The organism is Enterobacter sp. FUJ80071, assembly GCF_038739915.1.
GTDB classification, from domain to species: Bacteria; Pseudomonadota; Gammaproteobacteria; order Enterobacterales; family Enterobacteriaceae; genus Enterobacter; species Enterobacter kobei.
Genome location: NZ_JBBXKH010000001.1, coordinates 1,610,041 through 1,629,732, shown reverse-complemented (window position 1 = coordinate 1,629,732; position 19,692 = coordinate 1,610,041). Strand labels below are relative to the sequence as shown.

The 19,692-nt window shown below is 55.2% G+C and carries 18 protein-coding genes; 9 read left to right on the top strand and 9 right to left on the bottom strand.

From position 1 onward, the window contains the following. Positions 1 to 116: 116 nt before the first annotated feature. Complete coding sequence (gene ompA / locus AAER43_RS07705; RefSeq protein ID WP_014883252.1) at positions 117 to 1,172, top strand: porin OmpA; 1,056 nt, start codon at positions 117 to 119, stop codon at positions 1,170 to 1,172. Between the two features lie 64 nt (positions 1,173 to 1,236). Here ompA and matP read toward each other — a convergent pair whose 3' ends face one another. Continuing rightward, positions 1,237 to 1,689 carry a macrodomain Ter protein MatP gene (matP, locus tag AAER43_RS07700; protein WP_023332611.1) on the bottom strand — a complete coding sequence of 151 codons (453 nt, stop codon included), beginning with the start codon at positions 1,687 to 1,689 and terminating at the stop codon, positions 1,237 to 1,239. A gap of 186 nt (positions 1,690 to 1,875) precedes the next feature. Between matP and AAER43_RS07695 the strand changes: the two genes are divergently transcribed. Both AAER43_RS07695 and fabA read left to right on the top strand, forming a co-directional pair. Continuing rightward, positions 1,876 to 3,636, top strand: a complete 1,761-nt coding sequence (locus AAER43_RS07695; protein WP_014883250.1) for a Lon protease family protein — start codon at positions 1,876 to 1,878, stop codon at positions 3,634 to 3,636. Positions 3,637 to 3,704: 68 nt separating this feature from the next. Continuing rightward, positions 3,705 to 4,223: a bifunctional 3-hydroxydecanoyl-ACP dehydratase/trans-2-decenoyl-ACP isomerase gene (fabA, locus tag AAER43_RS07690; RefSeq protein WP_000227926.1), complete on the top strand. Its 519-nt coding sequence runs from the start codon at positions 3,705 to 3,707 to the stop codon at positions 4,221 to 4,223. Positions 4,224 to 4,294: 71 nt separating this feature from the next. On the opposite strand, the gene rmf is transcribed toward fabA, so the two are convergent. From rmf to rlmKL, 6 genes are all read right to left on the bottom strand, one after another. Continuing rightward, positions 4,295 to 4,462, bottom strand: a complete 168-nt coding sequence (gene rmf, locus AAER43_RS07685; RefSeq protein ID WP_013097261.1) for a ribosome modulation factor — start codon at positions 4,460 to 4,462, stop codon at positions 4,295 to 4,297. A gap of 255 nt (positions 4,463 to 4,717) precedes the next feature. Further along, entirely contained in the window at positions 4,718 to 5,284 is a 567-nt protein-coding gene (gene pqiC / locus AAER43_RS07680) for a membrane integrity-associated transporter subunit PqiC (RefSeq protein ID WP_014883249.1), read from the bottom strand. After that, positions 5,281 to 6,921: an intermembrane transport protein PqiB gene (gene pqiB / locus AAER43_RS07675; RefSeq protein WP_014883248.1), complete on the bottom strand. Its 1,641-nt coding sequence runs from the start codon at positions 6,919 to 6,921 to the stop codon at positions 5,281 to 5,283. Before pqiB ends, pqiC begins: the two co-directional genes overlap by 4 nt. 4 nt (positions 6,922 to 6,925) lie before the next feature. Next, entirely contained in the window at positions 6,926 to 8,179 is a 1,254-nt protein-coding gene (pqiA, locus tag AAER43_RS07670; RefSeq protein WP_014883247.1) for a membrane integrity-associated transporter subunit PqiA, read from the bottom strand. A 13-nt stretch (positions 8,180 to 8,192) separates the two neighbouring features. Beyond that, positions 8,193 to 10,100 carry an ABC transporter ATP-binding protein gene (locus AAER43_RS07665; protein ID WP_014883246.1) on the bottom strand — a complete coding sequence of 636 codons (1,908 nt, stop codon included), beginning with the start codon at positions 10,098 to 10,100 and terminating at the stop codon, positions 8,193 to 8,195. A gap of 12 nt (positions 10,101 to 10,112) precedes the next feature. After that, a complete protein-coding gene (rlmKL, locus tag AAER43_RS07660; protein WP_023332608.1) occupies positions 10,113 to 12,221 on the bottom strand; it encodes a bifunctional 23S rRNA (guanine(2069)-N(7))-methyltransferase RlmK/23S rRNA (guanine(2445)-N(2))-methyltransferase RlmL in 2,109 nt (702 codons plus the stop codon). 98 nt (positions 12,222 to 12,319) lie between these two features. Between rlmKL and AAER43_RS07655 the strand changes: the two genes are divergently transcribed. Next, positions 12,320 to 13,429 (top strand): YcbX family protein, encoded by a 1,110-nt coding sequence (locus AAER43_RS07655; RefSeq protein ID WP_050862059.1) that lies wholly within the window; start codon positions 12,320 to 12,322, stop codon positions 13,427 to 13,429. Here the strand turns inward: AAER43_RS07655 and zapC are convergent. Beyond that, the gene (gene zapC / locus AAER43_RS07650) at positions 13,426 to 13,968 is read right to left on the bottom strand and encodes a cell division protein ZapC (protein ID WP_050862060.1); all 543 of its coding nucleotides are present in this window, start codon (positions 13,966 to 13,968) and stop codon (positions 13,426 to 13,428) included. The genes AAER43_RS07655 and zapC overlap by 4 nt on opposite strands. A gap of 165 nt (positions 13,969 to 14,133) precedes the next feature. Then, positions 14,134 to 15,144, bottom strand: a complete 1,011-nt coding sequence (gene pyrD, locus AAER43_RS07645; RefSeq protein WP_014883242.1) for a quinone-dependent dihydroorotate dehydrogenase — start codon at positions 15,142 to 15,144, stop codon at positions 14,134 to 14,136. Positions 15,145 to 15,393: 249 nt separating this feature from the next. Here pyrD and ssuE point away from each other — a divergent pair, with 249 nt between their 5' ends. From ssuE to ssuB, 5 genes are read left to right on the top strand one after another with little or no spacing between them, the layout of a single operon-like run. Further along, positions 15,394 to 15,969, top strand: a complete 576-nt coding sequence (ssuE, locus tag AAER43_RS07640; RefSeq protein WP_014883241.1) for an NADPH-dependent FMN reductase — start codon at positions 15,394 to 15,396, stop codon at positions 15,967 to 15,969. Next, the gene (locus tag AAER43_RS07635) at positions 15,962 to 16,924 is read left to right on the top strand and encodes a sulfonate ABC transporter substrate-binding protein (protein WP_014883240.1); all 963 of its coding nucleotides are present in this window, start codon (positions 15,962 to 15,964) and stop codon (positions 16,922 to 16,924) included. The genes ssuE and AAER43_RS07635 overlap by 8 nt, the downstream gene beginning before the upstream one ends. Then, positions 16,921 to 18,066 (top strand): FMNH2-dependent alkanesulfonate monooxygenase, encoded by a 1,146-nt coding sequence (ssuD, locus tag AAER43_RS07630; protein ID WP_050862061.1) that lies wholly within the window; start codon positions 16,921 to 16,923, stop codon positions 18,064 to 18,066. Before AAER43_RS07635 ends, ssuD begins: the two co-directional genes overlap by 4 nt. 9 nt (positions 18,067 to 18,075) lie before the next feature. Next, positions 18,076 to 18,867, top strand: a complete 792-nt coding sequence (ssuC, locus tag AAER43_RS07625; protein ID WP_032637062.1) for an aliphatic sulfonate ABC transporter permease SsuC — start codon at positions 18,076 to 18,078, stop codon at positions 18,865 to 18,867. Further along, positions 18,864 to 19,634 (top strand): aliphatic sulfonates ABC transporter ATP-binding protein, encoded by a 771-nt coding sequence (gene ssuB, locus AAER43_RS07620; protein WP_014883237.1) that lies wholly within the window; start codon positions 18,864 to 18,866, stop codon positions 19,632 to 19,634. Before ssuC ends, ssuB begins: the two co-directional genes overlap by 4 nt. The last annotated feature ends 58 nt before the right edge of the window (positions 19,635 to 19,692 follow it).

The window sequence follows — 19,692 nt, the reverse complement described above, 5'->3', positions numbered from 1 at the left end:
TAAGCCGAAGATATCGGTAGATTTATATTTGACCACGCCCCCCGGTGAAGGATTTAACCGTGATTCTCTACTTGAGACATTCATGGCGAATTTTGGATGATAACGAGGCGCAAAAAATGAAAAAGACAGCTATCGCGATTGCAGTGGCACTGGCTGGCTTCGCTACCGTAGCGCAGGCCGCTCCGAAAGATAATACCTGGTATGCAGGTGGTAAACTGGGCTGGTCTCAGTTCCACGACACCGGCTGGTACAACAGCAGCCTGAACAATGATGGCCCTACTCACGAGAGCCAGCTTGGTGCAGGTGCGTTCGGTGGCTATCAGGTTAACCCGTATGTTGGTTTTGAAATGGGTTACGACTGGTTAGGTCGTATGCCATACAAAGGCGACAACGTTAATGGCGCTTTTAAAGCTCAAGGCGTACAGCTGACCGCTAAACTGGGTTACCCAGTAACTGACGATCTGGACGTGTACACCCGTCTGGGTGGTATGGTATGGCGCGCTGACTCCAGCAACAGCATCGCTGGCGACGACCATGACACCGGTGTTTCCCCAGTATTCGCTGGTGGCGTTGAGTGGGCTATGACCCGTGACATCGCTACCCGTCTGGAATACCAGTGGGTTAACAACATCGGCGACGGTGCTACCGTTGGCGTTCGTCCAGACAACGGCATGCTGAGCGTAGGTGTTTCCTACCGTTTCGGCCAGCAGGAAGATGCAGCACCAGTTGTTGCTCCAGCGCCGGCTCCAGCTCCAGAAGTACAGACCAAGCACTTCACTCTGAAGTCTGACGTTCTGTTCAACTTCAACAAAGCGACTCTGAAACCAGAAGGCCAGCAGGCACTGGATCAGCTGTACACCCAGCTGAGCAACCTGGATCCTAAAGACGGTTCCGTAGTGGTTCTGGGCTTCACCGACCGTATCGGTTCTGACGCTTACAACCAGAAACTGTCTGAGAAACGTGCTCAGTCTGTTGTTGATTACCTGATCTCTAAAGGTATCCCAGCTAACAAGATCTCCCCACGTGGTATGGGCGAATCTAACCCAGTTACTGGCAACACCTGTGACAACGTGAAAGCTCGCGCTGCACTGATCGACTGCCTGGCTCCAGATCGTCGCGTAGAGATCGAAGTTAAAGGCGTTAAAGACGTTGTAACTCAGCCAGCGGCATAAGTTATCGTCTTATAAAAAAACCCCGCAATGCGGGGTTTTTTATTGTCTGAAGAAAAACACAAATCTACTTTTTGCCCAGCAACGCCTGAAGGTCGTTTTTTAGCGACGACATTTGGTTAGCATACTTCTCTTTATGTTCGGCATCCTCAATCAACTGCACGATGGTTTCCGACAGCGTTTTACCACGCCGTTGCGCCAGCCCAGCCAGACGCTGCCAGACCACGAACTCCAGATCGATTGATTTTTTACGCGTGTGCTGATGCTCAGCATTAAAATGCCGTTTGCGTCGCGCGCGGATCGTTTGCTTCATCCGGTTTAACAACGCGGGATTGATGTGTTTCTCAATCCAGCCGTTAACCTGTACCGGTTCATTCTCGAGGGTCAGCAAAATATCCACGGCTTCTTGTGCAGCGCTGGCTTCGATGTAGCAGGTGATCAGCTCCCCTTCACGGTGCTTTTTGACCAGGTACTTCCATTTCCAGCCGCTTTCGAGATTTTCCAGTTGTTGATATTTCATTGCGATCTCAGTGTTACCACGTAACTCTGTTCAGAATATCAGTTTTTTGGCAATCTGCTGAAAAGAAATCATATCCTGTGAGTCAATGCAGCCATTCCCGCTGTCGAAATACCCAATCCTGCTTGGGTAGATCCCCCCGCTTACGGTATACTCCACGCTTTTACATCTGACTAAAAAACATCAACTTTGACGATTACGAAACTTGCATGGCGTGACCTTGTTCCGGATACCGAGAGCTATCAGGACCTGTTTTCACAGCCCGAACTCGCAACAGAACATCCATTCATCCTTAGCGATACGCAACCCCGTTTGCATTATGCGCTGGAGCAGGCGTTAAGCCCATGGGCGACATCGCCCTTCATGCTGCTGAAAGCCCCCGAAGAGGCGGAATATCTGACGCTTCTCGGGGACGCTATGCGCCAGTTGCGCCCGGAAGCGAACGCGGTCTTTGGCGGCCAGTATCGTATCGCGGGAGATAAGATCGCCTTCGAACCTGCGGACCAGGCCGATGACCGTTTTGCAGCGACAGGTGAAGTCATTACCGCTAACTGGGTCGAGGCTGAACAACTCTTTGGCTGTCTGCGTCAGTTCAATGGTGAGCTTTCACTGCAACCGGGTCTGGTACATCGCGCAAACGGCGGCGTGCTGATCATCTCTCTGCGCACCCTGCTCTCGCAGCCGCTGCTGTGGATGCGCCTGAAAACGATTGTGACCCAGCAACGCTTTGACTGGGTCGGTTACGATGAGTCTCGCCCTCTGCCGGTCTCCGTGCCGTCAATGCCGCTGTCGCTGACCGTAGTGCTGACGGGCGATCGTGAATCGCTGGCTGACTTCCAGGAAATGGAGCCGGAACTGGCTGAGCTGGCGGTTTACAGCGAATACGAAGACAACATCCAGGTAGCCGATGCTGATGACATGGCGCAGTGGTGTCAGTGGGTGCTGGCCGTTGCGGAACGCTTTGCATTGCCAATGCCTGCCGCTGACGCGTGGCCGGGTTTGATCCGCGAAGCGGTTCGTTATACCGGTGACCAGGAAACCCTGCCGCTCAGTCCACTCTGGATAGGCAAGCAACTGCGTGAAGTGGGTGTGATCAGCGGTAAAGGTGCGTTTACTGGCGAACAGCTCACGCAGATGCTGGCGCAGCGTGAGTGGCGCGAAGGCTATCTTGCTGACCGTATGCAGGATGAAATTCTGCTGGAACAAATTCTGGTCGAGACCGAAGGTGAACGCGTCGGCCAGATTAACGCCCTTTCCGTGATTGAATTCCCTGGCCACCCGCGCGCGTTCGGGGAACCCTCACGCATCAGTTGTGTTGTGCATGTTGGCGATGGCGAGTTCACCGATATTGAACGCAAAGCCGAGCTGGGCGGCAACATTCACGCCAAAGGCATGATGATCATGCAGGCGTTTTTGATGTCTGAGCTGCAGCTTGAGCAGCAAATCCCCTTCTCCGCCTCGCTGACGTTTGAACAATCCTATAGCGAAGTGGATGGCGATAGCGCCTCTATGGCGGAGCTCTGCGCCTTGATCAGCGCCCTGGCAGACGTGCCGATCAACCAGAACCTCGCGATCACCGGTTCGGTCGATCAGTTCGGTCGTGCTCAGCCTGTTGGCGGTCTGAACGAAAAAATTGAAGGCTTCTTCTCTATCTGTCAGCAGCGTGGTTTAAACGGCAAACAGGGTGTGATTATTCCAGCACCCAATGTACGCCATTTAAGCCTTAGCCAGGCTATTCTGGACGCGGTTGAGCAGGAACAATTCGCCATCTGGGCCATCGAAGGGATTGAGGATGCACTACCCTTACTGACAAACCTGGTATGGGATGGCGAGGGGCAGACGACCCTGATGCAGACCATCCAGGAGCGAATTGCTCAGGCGACACAGCAGGATGCTCGCCACCGTTATCCATGGCCGTTACGCTGGCTGGGCTGGTTTAATTCAAACTGATCGGACTTGTTCAGCGTACACGTGTTAGCTATCCTGCGTCCTTCACTAAAATAAGGCTTACTGAGAACATGGTAGATAAACGCGAATCCTATACAAAAGAAGATCTTCTTGCCTCTGGTCGCGGTGAACTGTTTGGCGCGAAAGGCCCACAGTTACCGGCCCCGAACATGCTGATGATGGACCGTGTCGTGAAAATGACCGAAACCGGCGGCAACTTCGATAAGGGTTACGTAGAAGCAGAACTCGATATCAACCCGGACCTGTGGTTCTTCGGTTGCCACTTCATTGGCGATCCGGTAATGCCTGGCTGCCTGGGCCTGGATGCCATGTGGCAGCTGGTTGGCTTCTATCTGGGCTGGCTGGGTGGTGAAGGCAAAGGCCGCGCACTGGGCGTGGGCGAAGTGAAATTCACCGGCCAGGTTCTGCCTACAGCGAAGAAAGTGACCTATCGTATTCACTTCAAGCGCATTGTTAACCGTCGCCTGATTATGGGCCTGGCGGATGGCGAAGTGCTGGTAGATGGTCGTCTGATCTATACCGCGAACGACCTGAAAGTTGGCCTGTTCCAGGACACTTCCGCATTCTGATTTTGCGTTAAGCCCTCCCTGAAAGGCGAAACCTCCGCAGTGCGGAGGTTTCTTTCTTTAAAGAGACGTTATCAGGCAATGAGTGCCCTGTCGCCGATGGCTTCTCGCCAGCCTCCAAGCCATTGTGACCTTTGATTTATCGTCTGATAAGGACACATTTCTTTAGAACGTCCAGCGATGCCGGCCTGATAACCACGTTGATGAGCCCGTTCCAGGCGATCTCGTTTCTGTCTCTTCATGCCTCGTTTCCCTCATTCTTTTGTCTGGTGGAAAGAAAACAGTGTCTGCACTAAATGTACAGGCACAGATAACGAATACCCCGAATTCATTGCAGCGTCAATGTTCAAAATTCATACGGGTGTCATATTTGTGAGCTAGCCAGAAGATCATTTGTACAAAAAGTGTGACCCGGCACAAGTAACAACCTGAAGCCAAAACGAAAAAAAACCGCAATCAGCGACAGGCTAACTGCGGTTTTTGATGATGAATTTTACTTATGGCAGCCGGGAAATCTCCCTGGCGATACTGGCTGACTCCTGCGCCCAACCCTGAGCAAGGACTTTCACCATTTCATCATAGCCATCTTTCTGCTGCTTCAGTTCCAGATGGAAAGGACGTTTAATCAGCTGTCCCTGATGATTCAGCAGCCACTCTCCGCTGATGATAACGGCACCGTCATACCGACCATGGAAGCCCGTTACCGTGACGTTCAGCGTATCCTGATCGCTACCCAGTGGCTGGGAAGCGACAACCCAGCCCGGAAGCTGGCTGCTCAGATTTGCCACCAGCGTATTGCGCAATTGCTGATCCAGCGGGCTGGCCCACAGGTTATTGTTGGCGATGGTGTACTGTACATCGCTGGTCTGGTAGACCACCCCGTTGCCGGCCAGGTAGTCCGGCACGGCAACTTGCTCAACCCACAGCAGACGGTTGCCTTGCGAAGCGGTACTCTGGGTACCTGCCTGCGCCATCAGCGGTAGCTGATAGTAGCTTTTCGTTTCACTGCCTGAGCTACAGGCCGTGAGTACCATCGCTCCTACAATCGCTAGCCATTTTTTCATTGTTTCGCCCTCTTCGGCTCAGGATCCTTTTTATCTTTCGCTTCAAACACCAGCGCGTTGCTCTTCTCGTTGAGCGTTTTCAGAACCGGCTGCAGTTCGCGCAAGACCTGATCAAGACGCTGCATATCTGCCACCATCTTGTTGTACGCCGCCGAGCCTGGCTGGAAGCCCTGCATACTGCGGTTCAGCTCGCGCAGCGTTTTCTGCATATCCTGCGGCAACTGCTGCATGCTCTGGCTTGCAGTGAGCTTATTGATGTTATCCAGCGTGGTTTGCAGGCGTTGCATCGTCGCCTGGCTCTGATGTAACGAACCTGTCGCGGCTTCAATCATTGGGTTCAGCGGCAGATTGTTAATCTTATCCAGCGTTTCCATCAGACGCTGCTGGATCTGAGCCAGTCCGCTACTCACGGTTGGGATGATTTTATAGCCACCGAATTCACGAATGCCGGTAATCGGCGGTGCTTTCTGATAGAAATCCATATCCACATACAGCGCGCCGGTCACCAGGTTGCCGGTCTTCAACGACCCGCGCAGACCACGTTCCATCAGTTGAGAGATATGCGTGGCAATATCCTGGTTCTCGCCAATCTGGTTGATCAGACGTTCTGGTTCGATACGAATCAGCACCGGAATGCGGTAATCATCATCCAGGACCTGCTGCAGACCAGGCACAAAGAACGGTACTTGCCCAACCGTACCGAGACGAATGCCGCGGAACTCAACCGGCGCTCCCGGCTGCAGGCCACGAACGGAGTCTTTAAAGAACATCAGGAAGTCAACGTGATCGGTGTAGAGCGCATCCTGAATGCTTTTTTGATCGTCAAACAGGCGGAAAGCGGTGTTCTCCGCAACCGGCTGCCCCAGATCCAGACCTTCCGGCACGTCAAAACTTACGCCACCGCCAAACAGCGTTGTCAGGGAGCCCATTTCAACACGCATGCCTGCCGAGGTCAGATCGACCGCGATGCCGCTGTCTTTCCAGAAACGGACATTGCTGGTGACCAGACGATCGTTAGGTGCATTGATGAACAGCTGATAGCTGATGGACCTTTTCTGTGGGTCAAACGTGCTTTTCTCAACCGAACCCACACGATAACCGCGGAACAGCACCGGATCGCCCGCCGTGAGCTGGCCCGCTTTTTTACTGTCTAAAATCACGCGAATACCTTTTGCATCCGGCGGAGCAAGCGGCGGTGAATCCAGAAGCTGATATTGCCCCGGCTGGTTACCTTTTGTACCCGGCTGGAGTTCAATATAGGCACCTGACAGCAACGTCCCTAAGCCGCTGATCCCTTCGCGCCCCACCTGCGGTTTAACCACCCAGAAAACAGAATCGCCATGCAGCAGTTTTTCCATGCCGGCATTCAGGCGCGCCTTGATCTCCACATGGGTTAAATCGTCGGTCAGGGTTGCGCTTTCCACCACGCCCACATCCACGCTGCGGCTTTTGATGGTCGTTTTACCGCCCTCAATCCCCTCGGCATTGGTGGTAATCAGCGTCACTTCCGGTCCCTGATGGCTATAATGATAAAACAGGATCCAGGCACCGATCAGCGCCGTCACGATGGGGAAAATCCACACCGGTGACCAGTTTTTGACCTTCTGCACTTTCGCCTCTCCACTCTTATTTTCCATGCTCTTACTCTTCCTCATGGCTTGATTCAGGCTCACGATCCCACGATAAACGAGGGTCGAAGGTCATGGCCGCAAACATGGTCATAATCACGACCAGCGCAAACATTAAAGCCCCCATCGCGGGATAAATACTCATCAAACCGCCCATCCGCACCAGCGCAGAGAGAACGGCAATTACAAACACGTCGATCATTGACCAGCGACCAACAAACTCGACCACCTCATAAATCAGATGCATGCGTTCGCTGTCGCGCTTTCCGTGACCTTTTGCATCCCAACAGAGCCAGGCAATGGCGATCATTTTTAAGGTGGGTACCATAATACTGGCGATGAAAATCACGCCGGCGACCGGATAGGATCCTTCGCCCCAGAGCAGGATCACCCCCGCGAGGATCGTCGAGGGCATTTTGTCGCCGAGCAAGTCGGTGATCATAATCGGCAGAATATTGGCGGGCAGATACAGCATGACGGATGTCACCAGCAGCGCCATTGTCCACTGCAGGCTATTCTTGCGACGGACGTGGCCTTTCGTTTCGCAGCGCGGACACACGTCGAGATCGGCGGGCAGCACGGCGGTACAGCACGGACAGGAACGCAGCCCCTGGCGGATACCCGGCACACCGACCTTCACCGTCTGTGCAAGCGTCGGTGCCGGGGCGATATCGTCCCACGCCCAGCGCCTGTCCACGCACTGGAAGGCGCGCAGCTGCAGGACGCAATACAGGCACCAGGGCACAAAGCTACTGCCAATCCCGACATCGCCATACGCCATCAGCTTCACGAAACTGACCAGTATCCCGGCCAGAAAGATCTCAGCCATCCCCCAGCTTTTGAGCTGGAAAAGGACACGCGCGAGCCGGATTTTCAGTGATGTCGGCATCCTGACGCGGTTGACCAGCAGAAGAATGACCACCAGGCAAAACGCCGGGACTATCTGGACAAACAGCAGAAAAAAGGTGCCGAGGCTGGCGTAATCTTCCGAGAACATCACGCCCGGGATTTCAAGCAGATCCACCTGGCTTGTCATCCCCCCCACCTTCATATAGATGAAGGGGAAGAGATTGGAGAGCAGCAGCATAAATAATGCCGCCAGTGCGTAAGCAGTGGGACGCTGCCTTGGCGCGTCCCACTCGGTCGTCAGCGTTGCGCCGCAACGTGGACACAGGGCTTTATGTCCGTGACCCAGCTCTGGCAACGCCACGAGCATATCGCATTGCGAGCATAAAATATGCCTGTCGGCATGGTGCTGGTCACACATATGTTATCCCTGTTTATGCGCCGTTCTTCAGAGACTCAAGGTACTCCCAGCGCTCAAATGCTTCTTCCAGGGCTTTTTCAGCCGCGGACAGTTCAGCCAATACTTTCTGAGTATAGTCATGCGACTGGGTAAAGAATGAGGCATCAGCAACCTGTGCCTGAAGATCTTCAAGCGCCGCCTCCAGCTCTTCCAGACGCTGAGGAAGCCCCTCCAGTTCGCGCTGCAGGTTATAGCTTAGTTTAGCCGAGCTTTTCTTGACTGTTTCTGCTTTTGTTACAGCAGGTTCAGCACTTGTTTTGGACTTTGACTGTTTTTGCGCCAGAGACTGTGACTGCTGCCCTTTTGCATCGTGGTACCCGCCCACATACTGCCCAATTCGCCCTTCCCCTTCGAAGATCCAGCACTCGGTCACGGTATTATCAACGAACTGACGATCGTGGCTGACTAGCATCACGGTTCCCTGGTACCCGTCGATCAGCTCTTCCAGCAATTCCAGCGTTTCGACATCCAGATCGTTCGTCGGTTCATCGAGGATCAGCAGGTTGCTTGGCTTCAGGAACAGACGTGCCAGCAACAGGCGGTTACGTTCCCCGCCGGACAGGGCGCGAACCGGCGTCATCGCACGTTTCGGATGGAACAGGAAGTCCTGCAGGTAGCCCAGCACATGGCGCGGCTTACCGTTTACCATGACCTCCTGCTTACCTTCAGCGAGGTTATCCATTACCGTGCGGTCCGGATCCAGCTCCGCGCGGTGCTGGTCGAAGTAGGCGACTTCAAGTTTGGTGCCGCAGTGAATACGGCCGCTGTCAGCCTGCAACTGGCTCAGCATCAGCTTCAGTAATGTGGTTTTGCCGCAGCCGTTGGGGCCAATCAGCGCAATTTTGTCGCCGCGCTGGACCTGAGCAGAGAAATCTTTTACCAGCACTTTGCCGTCAACCTGATAGTTAACGTTTTCCATTTCGAAGACAATCTTGCCGGAGCGGGATGCCTCTTCAACCTGCATTTTGGCGCTGCCCATCACTTCGCGGCGTTCGCTGCGCTCGCGGCGCATCGCTTTCAGGGCACGCACACGGCCTTCGTTACGGGTACGGCGGGCTTTGATGCCCTGGCGGATCCAGACCTCTTCCTGCGCCAGTTTGCGGTCAAACTCAGCATTCTGCAGCTCTTCCACGCGCAGGTTTTCTTCTTTCTCCAGCAGATAGGTATCGTAATCGCCAGGATAAGTGACCAGCTTACCGCGGTCGAGATCGACAATACGGGTCGCCATATTGCGAATAAACGAACGGTCGTGCGAGATAAAGATGATGGTGCCGCTGAAGGTTTTCAGGAACCCTTCCAGCCAGTCAATGGCTTCGATATCCAGGTGGTTCGTCGGTTCGTCCAGCAGCAGCACTTTCGGCCCGCTGACCAGCGCGCGGCCCAGGGCCGCTTTACGCAGCCAGCCGCCGGAGAGCGCAGACAGCTCCATATCCGCTTCCAGACCAAGCTGTGCCAGCACTTCATTAATGCGGTTTTCAAGCTGCCACAGGCCGTGGTGATCGAGCATCTCCTGCACTTTTGCGAGCTCATTGAGATTCTTGTCGCTCGGGTCGGTCATGACCAGATGCGAAATCTCGTGATAGCGCTTCAGGTATTCCGCCTGCTCAGAGATCCCCTCCGCCACGAAGTCGTACACGCTGCCGGTGACATGGCGCGGCGGGTCCTGCTGGAGGCGGGAGACAATCAGATCCTGCTCGTACACGATGCGGCCGTCATCCAGCCCCTGCTCGCGGTTGAGGATTTTCATCAGCGTGGATTTACCCGCGCCGTTACGGCCCACCAGACAGACGCGTTCGTTATCTTCGATATGCAGCTCTGCATTATCGAGAAGCGGTGAGTCACTGAAAGAGAGCCACGCGCCGTGCATACTAATTAAAGACATTTATTATTCCTTTCAGACCGCGGTAATCAACCAGCAGTTATGGATTTGACGGTTACGGGCGAAGTCCTGAGACAGCGTTTTTTGGCTAATTTCTTGTGCTTTCAGTCCCAGGGCTGCTAAACCGTCGTGATCCATACGGAAGCCGCGTTTGTTGTTCGAGAACATAATGGTGCCGCCTTTACGCAACAGGCGCTTCAGGTCGGTCATCAGGCGCAGGTGGTCGCGTTGAACGTCAAAGCTATCCTCCATGCGCTTAGAATTGGAGAAGGTCGGCGGATCGATAAAGATCAGGTCGAACTGTTCATCGGTGTCACGCAGCCAGCCCAGCACGTCGGCCTGCATCAGGCGATGCTGGCGCCCGGTTAAACCGTTCAGACGCAGGTTACGCTCGGCCCACTCCAGGTAGGTACGCGACATATCCACGGTAGTGGTGCTGCGCGCGCCGCCGAGGCCGGCATGCACACTCGCGCTGCCGGTATAGGAGAACAGGTTGAGGAAATCTTTCCCCTTGCTCATCTGGCCGAGCATACGGCGGGCGATACGGTGGTCAAGGAACAGACCGGTATCGAGATAGTCGGTCAGGTTAACCCACAGGCGGGCGTTATATTCGCCCACTTCAATGTAGTCACCCTTCTCGCCCATCTTCTGGTACTGGTTTTTGCCCTTCTGACGCTCGCGGGTTTTCAGCACCAGCTTGTTCGGCGCAATGCCCAGCACGGCGATGGTGGCCGCAATCACGTCCAGCATACGCTGACGCGCTTTTTGTGCATCAATGGTTTTTGGCGGAGCATATTCCTGAATGACGACCCAGTCGGCGTAGCGATCAACCGCCACGTTGTACTCCGGCAGATCGGCATCGTACAGGCGGTAACATTCAATCCCTTCCTGCTTCGCCCACTTCTCGAATTTCTTCAGGTTCTTGCGCAGACGGTTGGCGTAATCTTCCGCCACGCCGGTTGGCTTACTGTCCGCCGCTTTTTCTGCCAGATGGTAGTTTTTCTGCACACAGTCCAGCGGACCGTTTTTTGCTTTAAACTGGCGATCGGCGCGCAGTTGCAGACAGCTCAACAGCTCCGGCGATGCGCTGAACAGAGACAGATTCCAGCCGCCAAAATAGTCTTTCATATTGCGGCCCAGCAGGCTGTGCAGGGCGATCAGCGCCGGTTCGCTGTCCAGACGCTCACCGTATGGCGGGTTACTGATGACGGTACCGTACGGGCCTTTCGGCAGCGGGTTGGTCAGGTTCGCGACATCTTTCACGTCGAAGGTGACCAGCTCACCGATACCCGCTCGACGGGCGTTGCTTCGCGCACGTTCAATCACGCGCGGGTCGCTGTCCGAACCATAGAAATGCGAGGTGTACTCTGCCAGGCCTTTACGCGCACGGCTCTGCGCGTCATCTTTGACCTCTTTCCAGAGGGCTTCATCATGCTGCGCCCAGCCTTTAAAGCCCCAGTGACCGCGGTGCAGCCCTGGCGCACGGTCGGTAGCCAGCATTGCGGCTTCAATCAGCAGCGTACCGGAACCACACATCGGATCGAGCAGCGGTGTGCCCGGCTGCCAGCCGGAGCGCATCACAATGGCTGCGGCAAGGGTTTCTTTGATCGGCGCCATCCCGGTGCGATCGCGATAGCCACGTAAATGCAGACCCGCGCCGCTCAGATCGAGAGAAATGCTCGCCGTGTCGCCGTTCAGCCAGACGTTGATACGCAGGTCCGGATTTTCGCGATCGACATTAGGGCGTTCCTTATTCTTACGGGTGAAGCAGTCCACAATGGCGTCTTTCACGCGCAGCGCACCGTACTGACTGTTGCGGATCTCATCGTTCACGCCGTTGAAATGCACCGCAAAGGTGGCATTTGGGGTGAAGATCTCTGTCCAGTCGATCATCTGTACGCCGGTATAGAGGTCAAGGTCGCTATAGACCTTGCACTCCTTCATCGGCAGCATGATGCGCGACGCCAGACGGCTCCACATCAGGCTCTGGTAAATAAGCCGCGTGTCGCCCTCAAAATGGACACCACCCTGAACTACCTGGCACTCTTGAGCACCCAAGGCTTCCAGTTCAGTTTTTAACAGCTCTTCCAGCCCACGGGCCGTACTGGCAAACAGAGAATTCATATCGTCACTTTTACTCTTAGAAAATTGTCGCGCATTATAGCTAATATGGCGTGTATGTCATAAAGTTGAAGGCTTATTTTCATTTGCGGGAGTATGCAGTGGCGACGTTATCCAGGCTTTTTATTCATCCGGTGAAATCCATGCGCGGCATTGGCGTTTCTCACGCACTGGCAGACATGAGCGGATTTGCCTTCGATCGTATTTTTATGGTCACCGAGCCTGACGGTACGTTCATCACCGCGCGCCAGTTCCCGCAGATGGTTCGCTTTACCCCTTCCCCGCTTCATGACGGATTGCATTTGACCGCGCCGGACGGTTCCAGCACGGTGATTCGTTTTGCTGATTTTGCGCCCGTCGACGCGCCAACGGAAGTCTGGGGTAACCATTTTACCGCGCGCATCGCCCCGGAAGGGATTAACCGCTGGCTAAGCGGTTTCTTCTCCCGCGACGTGCAGCTGCGCTGGGTGGGGCCTGAACTGACGCGCCGCGTGAAGCGCCACGATGCCGTTCCGCTCTCCTTCGCCGACGGCTTCCCGTTCCTGCTGACCAACGAGGCGTCGCTGCGTGATTTACAAAACCGCTGTAAGGCCAGCGTGCAGATGGAGCAGTTCCGTCCGAACCTGGTGGTAACCGGTGCCGATGCGTGGGAAGAAGACACCTGGAAAACGATCCGCATTGGTAGCGTCATCTTTGATGTCGTCAAGCCGTGCAGCCGCTGTATCTTTACCACCGTGAGTCCGGAAAAAGGGCAAAAGCACCCCTCTGGCGAACCGCTGAAAACGCTGCAATCGTTCCGCACCGCCCAGGATAACGGCGATGTCGATTTCGGCCAGAACCTGATCCCCCGCTCCAGCGGTGTGATCCGCGTGGGCGATGAGGTCGAAATCCTCGCCCGCGGGCCTGCGAGAGTGTACGGCGCCGGTCAGGAAGAAGAAAGCGTTGAAGTTGAGACGAACGTCGCCTCTGCCGTGGATATTCACTGGCAGGGCAAAATTATTCGTGGCAACAATCAGCAGGTGCTGCTGGAGCAACTGGAACAGGCCGGTATTCGCGTACCGTATTCTTGTCGTGCGGGAATCTGCGGATGCTGTCGTATCAAGCTGGTAGAGGGAGAGGTGACTGCGCTGAAGAAATCGGCAGTTGGAAACGACGGCACAATTCTGTGCTGTAGCTGCGTACCGAAAACATCCGTACAGCTGGAAGCTTAAACCGCCTGTTCTAGGCTGAAGGAATCGACACGCAGCTGTGGCTTCAGCCTGTCATTCATGACTTTGATCGCATCCCCTAACTGCATTACGCGCCCGGCAATCGTCACGCCGGGTTGCGCCAGCAGACAAAGCGCAGCATTTTCGCCCGGCTCCACCACTAACAAACTCACCTCTTCGGCGGTATCGCTCAGATTGACGCTGGCCGCATCACCCGTTGCTGGCGTCCAGTTCATGTCGTGCGGCAGGAAATGCCAGCTTTTCGGCATTTGCGGTTTCAGGAAACGAATCGCCACCAGCGCATTTAATACCAGCTCGGCACGCTGCTCTTTAGAGAGCACCAGATCGCGACATTTTTCTTCAAAGGAGAAATAAAGTGCAGCATCGTCAACGCAAAAGCCCGAGGGTGAAAACGCGTCCGGGGTTAACATTCGGCGGGCAAAACGAGAACGAAACAACATGCCATTGGCTAAATCGAGCATCATACGATCGTGCTCGTCGCAAAAATACCAGCGCCAGTTATCATCAGGTTTAATTCGCATGTTTCTCTCCCGTCCCCAAACGTCCTGTACTAAAAATGTCCTGATTGTCGCTTCGTTTATAACATCATTAATAAAAGACCAGAATGTCTAAATAAGCAACAATGACGGAATATAAAACAACCAGGGCTGGAAATAAAGCCCTGGTTGTCTGATTAAGAGAAAAGATTAGATATGCGTAACGATTTCTTTAATCAGCGGCGGTCCTTTAAAAATAAAGCCGGAATAGATTTGCACCAGCGATGCCCCTGCCGCCATCTTCTCGCGCGCAGCAATGACAGAATCGATACCGCCGACACCAATAATCGGCAAACGACCTTTTAATTCTGCAGACAGAGCACGAATAATTTCGGTGCTTTTTAATTGTACCGGACGGCCACTTAACCCACCCGCTTCGTCACAGTTTTTCATTCCCTGAACGAGGGAGCGATCGAGCGTCGTATTGGTCGCAATAACACCATCAATATTATGGCGAACTAAACTGTCGGCAACCTGGATCAATTCTTCAGGCGAAAGATCCGGCGCGATCTTCACCGCGACCGGAACATATTTATGGTGGATCGCCTGCAGTTCATTTTGTTTATTTTTAATGGCGCTGAGAAGATCGTCCAGCGCTTCGCCATATTGTAAGGAACGCAGGCCCGGGGTATTCGGCGACGAAATATTCACCGCGATGTAACCGGCATAGGCGTAGACTTTTTCCATACAAATCAGATAGTCATCTTTACCTTGCTCAACCGGCGTGTCTTTATTTTTACCGATATTAATGCCCAGCACCCCATCGAAATGGGCTTTTTTCACGTTCTCGACCAGGTGATCAACGCCGAGATTATTAAAGCCCATGCGGTTGATCAGACCTTCGGCTTCCACCAGGCGGAACAAACGCGGCTTATCATTTCCCGGCTGTGGGCGAGGGGTAACGGTACCGATTTCAATGGAGCCAAAGCCCATTGCGCCCAGGGCATCAATGCACTCGCCGTTTTTGTCCAGACCGGCCGCCAGACCCAGCGGGTTTTTAAAGGTCAGACCCATGCACTGCACAGGTTTTTCCGGCACATTCTGGCGCACCAGAGCCGCCAGAGGCGTTCCGGTAATGCGACGTAATTGCTGGAATGTCAATTCATGAGCGCGCTCAGGGTCGAGCTGGAAAAGGGCTTTACGAACGAAGGGGTAGTACATGAACTCTCCTGGATTCCCGGTGTGCAAACCGGGAGGGGATTATGGGCGATCCCGCTGCGAAAAGGAATTGACCTGCGGCAAAAAAATCAGCGTAAAACGCAAACGTTTACCTCCCGGTCTCTTTCTTATGCACTTTTTCGCATTTTAATTGCAGATAAATCATTTAGTGGAATAACCGCGCGGTGTCACACTCCTGAAAATTGTTATGAATGTTAGATAAAAGCAAACAATTGGTTATAAGGAGGAAGTATGCGCGTCATTACCCTGGCCGGAAGTCCACGATTCCCTTCGCGTTCCAGCGCCCTGCTGGAATATGCCCGTGAAAAGCTCAATGCGCTGGATGTGGAAGTGTGCCACTGGAATCTGCATAACTTCGAACCCGAAGATTTGCTGTACGCCCGTTTCGACAGCCCTGCGCTGAAAACCCTCACAGAGCAACTGAAAGAGGCAGACGGTTTAATCGTGGCGACACCGATCTATAAAGCCTCTTTTTCTGGCGCGCTGAAAACCCTGCTCGATCTACTGCCGGAGCGCGCGCTGGACGGCAAAGTGGTGCTGCCGCTGGCAACGGGCGGAACGGTTGCCCATTTACTGGCGGTGGATTATGCCCTGAAACCGGTCCTGAATGCCCTGAAAGCACAAGAGATTCTCCATGGGGTTTTCGCGGACGATTCGCAGGTCATTGATTATCAACACAAGCCGCACTTTACGCCGAATCTGCAAACGCGCCTCGATGCTGCGCTGGAAACCTTCTGGCACGCGCTGCATCGCCGGGATATCCAGGCTCCTGCGTTTGGCCAGCCTCAAGGAGTCGCACATGTTTAAAACCTTAACCCGCCTCGGGCTGGCTGGCCTGATGGCCTTGACCGGGCTGGCTCAGGCCGCAGAAACAGCGCCGGACAGTTTACGCATTGGCTATCAGAAAGGCAGCGTCAGTATGGTGCTGGCAAAAAGTCACCAGCTTCTGGAAAAACGCTTCCCGGACACCAAATTTGCCTGGATCGAGTTTCCTGCCGGTCCTCAAATGCTGGAAGCCTTAAACGTAGGCAGTATCGATCTTGGCAGCACAGGCGATATTCCGCCGATATTCGCCCAGGCTGCGGGGGCGGACCTCGTTTATGTCGGCGTTGAACCGCCTAAACCGAAGGCCGAAGTCATTCTGGTGCCTGAAAATAGCGAGATTAAAAGCGTTGCCGATCTAAAAGGTCATAAGGTCGCTTTTCAGAAAGGCTCCAGTTCACACAACCTGCTGCTGCGCGCTTTACAGGAGGCCGGGCTGAAATTCACGGACATTCAGCCCGTTTACCTGACTCCAGCCGACGCTCGTGCCGCGTTCCAGCAGAAGAATGTTGATGCCTGGGCTATCTGGGATCCGTACTACTCCGCAGCATTACTGCAAGGAGGCGTGCGTGTGCTGAAGGATGGCACGACGCTGAAGCAGACCGGCTCGTTCTACCTTGCCGCGCGTCCTTACGCGGAAAAGAATGGCGCATTTATTCAGAGCGTACTGGATACCTTTACGCAGGCCGACACGCTGACCCAAAGCCAGCGTCAGGAAAGCATAGCGCTGCTGGCGAAAACCATGGGCTTACCTGAACCGGTGATTGCGAGCTACCTCAGCCACCGTCCGCCGACCACCATTTCACCCGTGGATGCGCACGTCGCCGCGCTACAGCAACAAACCGCTGACCTCTTCTATCAAAACCGCCTGGTGCCAAAACAGGTCGATATTCGCGAACGCATCTGGCAACCCGCAGGCAAAGAAGGAGCTAAATCATGAGTCTGAATCTTTTCTGGTTTTTACCCACCCACGGAGATGGCCACTATCTTGGCACTGAAGAGGGTTCCCGCCCGGTTGACCATGGCTACCTGCAGCAGATTGCACAGGCGGCGGACCGCATCGGTTTCACCGGCGTGCTGATCCCAACCGGGCGCTCATGTGAAGATGCCTGGCTGGTCGCCGCGTCGATGATCCCGGTCACCCAGCGTCTGAAGTTCCTGGTTGCGTTACGTCCAGGCGTGGTTTCCCCCACCGTGGCAGCGCGTCAGGCGGCAACGCTGGACAGACTCTCCAACGGTCGTGCCCTGTTTAACCTGGTGACGGGCAGCGATCCGCAGGAACTGGCAGGCGATGGCGTGTTCCTCGACCACACCGAGCGCTATGAGGCTTCTGCCGAGTTCACCCGCGTCTGGCGACGCCTGCTTGAAGGTGAAACCGTCACCTTCGAAGGCAAGCATATCCACGTTCGTGACGCGAAACTCTACTTCCCGCCGGTACAACGCCCACGCCCGCCGCTCTATTTCGGCGGGTCGTCGGATGTAGCCCAGGATCTGGCTGCCGAGCAGGTCGATCTGTATCTGACCTGGGGCGAACCGCCTGAGCTGGTAAAAGAGAAAATTGCCCAGGTGCGCGCAAAAGCGGACGCCCATGGCCGCAAGGTGCGCTTCGGTATTCGTCTGCACGTGATTGTTCGCGAAACCACTGAAGAGGCCTGGCGGGCGGCAGACCGTCTGATATCCCATCTGGACGATGAGACCATCGCAAAGGCGCAGGCCGCGTTTGCCAAAACCGACTCCGTCGGACAGCACCGAATGGCATCCCTGCACAACGGCAAGCGCGAGAAGCTGGAGATCAGCCCGAACCTGTGGGCAGGCGTTGGCCTGGTGCGTGGCGGTGCGGGCACGGCGCTGGTCGGGGACGGCCCGACCGTGGCAGCGCGGATTAATGAATACGCCGACCTCGGTATCGACAGCTTTATTCTCTCCGGTTATCCGCACCTGGAGGGGGCCTACAAAGTGGGCGAGCTGTTATTCCCGCATCTGGATGTGGCCATCCCGGAAATACCGCAGCCACAGCAGCTTCAGCTGCAGGGAGAAGCGGTGGCAAACGAATTTATCCCTCGAAAAGCCGCGCAAAGCTAAGGAGTGACCATGTCTGCCACCTCACAAAAATGGCTGCTGCGCGCCGCGCCGTGGTTTTTACCCGTCGGCATTGTGGCTCTCTGGCAGCTCGCATCATCCACCGGCTGGCTGTCGAGCCGTATTCTGCCCTCTCCTGAGGGCGTTGTAGAAGCGTTCTGGTCGCTGAGCGTCAGCGGTGAGCTGTGGCAGCATCTGGCGATCAGTTCCTGGCGCGCGGTGATTGGGTTTTCTATTGGCGGCAGCATCGGCCTGGTGCTGGGGTTGATCAGCGGTCTTTCCCGCTGGGGTGAGCGGCTGCTGGATACCTCCATTCAGATGTTGCGTAACGTGCCGCATCTGGCGCTGATCCCGCTGGTCATTCTGTGGTTTGGGATTGATGAGAGCGCGAAGATCTTCCTCGTGGCGCTGGGCACGCTGTTCCCGATTTACATTAATACCTGGCACGGCATCCGCAATATCGATCGCGGCCTGGTGGAGATGGCGCGAAGCTATGGCTTGTCGGGTTTTTCGCTCTTTCTACACGTGATCCTGCCGGGCGCCCTGCCCTCCATCATGGTCGGAGTGCGTTTTGCCCTCGGCCTGATGTGGCTGACGCTGATTGTCGCGGAAACCATTTCGGCTAACTCTGGTATCGGCTACCTGGCGATGAATGCCCGCGAGTTCCTGCAAACGGACGTCGTGGTGGTTGCCATTATCCTTTATGCCCTGCTCGGCAAACTGGCCGACTTCAGCGCCCAGTGGCTGGAACGCAGCTGGCTACGCTGGAACCCGGCGTATACCCTTCAGGAGGCGAAAGCATGAATACGGCACGACTGAATCAGGGGACACCGTTACTGCTAAACGGCGTGACCAAACGCTACGGCGAAAACACCATTCTTAACGCGCTGGATCTGCATATTCCCGCCGGGCAGTTTGTGGCCATTGTCGGGCGCAGCGGCGGCGGCAAGAGTACGCTGCTGCGCCTTCTGGCCGGACTGGAATCCCCCAACGGCGGCGACATTCTGGCAGGGACAACGCCGCTGGCCACTATTCAGGACGATACCCGCATGATGTTTCAGGATGCGCGACTGCTGCCCTGGAAGACGGTGATTGATAACGTCGGGCTGGGGCTCAAAGGACACTGGCGGGATGAAGCCCGTCAGGCGCTGGCCGCCGTCGGACTGGAAAACCGCGCCGGTGAATGGCCTGCTGCGCTGTCGGGTGGGCAGAAGCAGCGCGTGGCGCTGGCACGGGCGTTGATTCATCGTCCGGGCCTGCTGTTGCTTGATGAGCCGCTCGGCGCGCTCGACGCCTTAACGCGGATCGAAATGCAGGATCTGATTGAATCCCTGTGGCAGACGCATGGATTCACGGTTCTGCTGGTCACGCATGACGTCAGCGAAGCCGTGGCGATGGCCGACCGGGTGCTGTTAATAGAAGACGGAAAAATTGGTCTGGATCTGACAGTGGATCTTCCACGTCCTCGTCGTGTCGGTTCGGCAAGACTGGCGGAGCTGGAGGCAGAAGTGCTGGATCGGGTGATGAAGCGCGGGGGAACGGAGTTACAGCGAGTTAAGGCTAATGCCTGATGCCCTCACCCCGGCCCTCTCCCACAGGGAGAGGGAGAAAACACAAAAAACGGCAACC

Bases quoted from the DNA above. Each gene is read 5' to 3' on its own strand.
- ompA (WP_014883252.1), top strand. From the start codon at position 117: ATGAAAAAGACAGCTATCGCGATTGCAGTGGCACTGGCTGGCTTCGCT.
- matP (WP_023332611.1), bottom strand. From the start codon at position 1,689: ATGAAATATCAACAACTGGAAAATCTCGAAAGCGGCTGGAAATGGAAG.
- fabA (WP_000227926.1), top strand. From the start codon at position 3,705: ATGGTAGATAAACGCGAATCCTATACAAAAGAAGATCTTCTTGCCTCT.
- rmf (WP_013097261.1), bottom strand. From the start codon at position 4,462: ATGAAGAGACAGAAACGAGATCGCCTGGAACGGGCTCATCAACGTGGT.
- pqiC (WP_014883249.1), bottom strand. From the start codon at position 5,284: ATGAAAAAATGGCTAGCGATTGTAGGAGCGATGGTACTCACGGCCTGT.
- pqiB (WP_014883248.1), bottom strand. From the start codon at position 6,921: ATGGAAAATAAGAGTGGAGAGGCGAAAGTGCAGAAGGTCAAAAACTGG.
- pqiA (WP_014883247.1), bottom strand. From the start codon at position 8,179: ATGTGTGACCAGCACCATGCCGACAGGCATATTTTATGCTCGCAATGC.
- AAER43_RS07665 (WP_014883246.1), bottom strand. From the start codon at position 10,100: ATGTCTTTAATTAGTATGCACGGCGCGTGGCTCTCTTTCAGTGACTCA.
- rlmKL (WP_023332608.1), bottom strand. From the start codon at position 12,221: ATGAATTCTCTGTTTGCCAGTACGGCCCGTGGGCTGGAAGAGCTGTTA.
- zapC (WP_050862060.1), bottom strand. From the start codon at position 13,968: ATGCGAATTAAACCTGATGATAACTGGCGCTGGTATTTTTGCGACGAG.
- pyrD (WP_014883242.1), bottom strand. From the start codon at position 15,144: ATGTACTACCCCTTCGTTCGTAAAGCCCTTTTCCAGCTCGACCCTGAG.
- ssuE (WP_014883241.1), top strand. From the start codon at position 15,394: ATGCGCGTCATTACCCTGGCCGGAAGTCCACGATTCCCTTCGCGTTCC.
- AAER43_RS07635 (WP_014883240.1), top strand. From the start codon at position 15,962: ATGTTTAAAACCTTAACCCGCCTCGGGCTGGCTGGCCTGATGGCCTTG.
- ssuD (WP_050862061.1), top strand. From the start codon at position 16,921: ATGAGTCTGAATCTTTTCTGGTTTTTACCCACCCACGGAGATGGCCAC.
- ssuC (WP_032637062.1), top strand. From the start codon at position 18,076: ATGTCTGCCACCTCACAAAAATGGCTGCTGCGCGCCGCGCCGTGGTTT.
- ssuB (WP_014883237.1), top strand. From the start codon at position 18,864: ATGAATACGGCACGACTGAATCAGGGGACACCGTTACTGCTAAACGGC.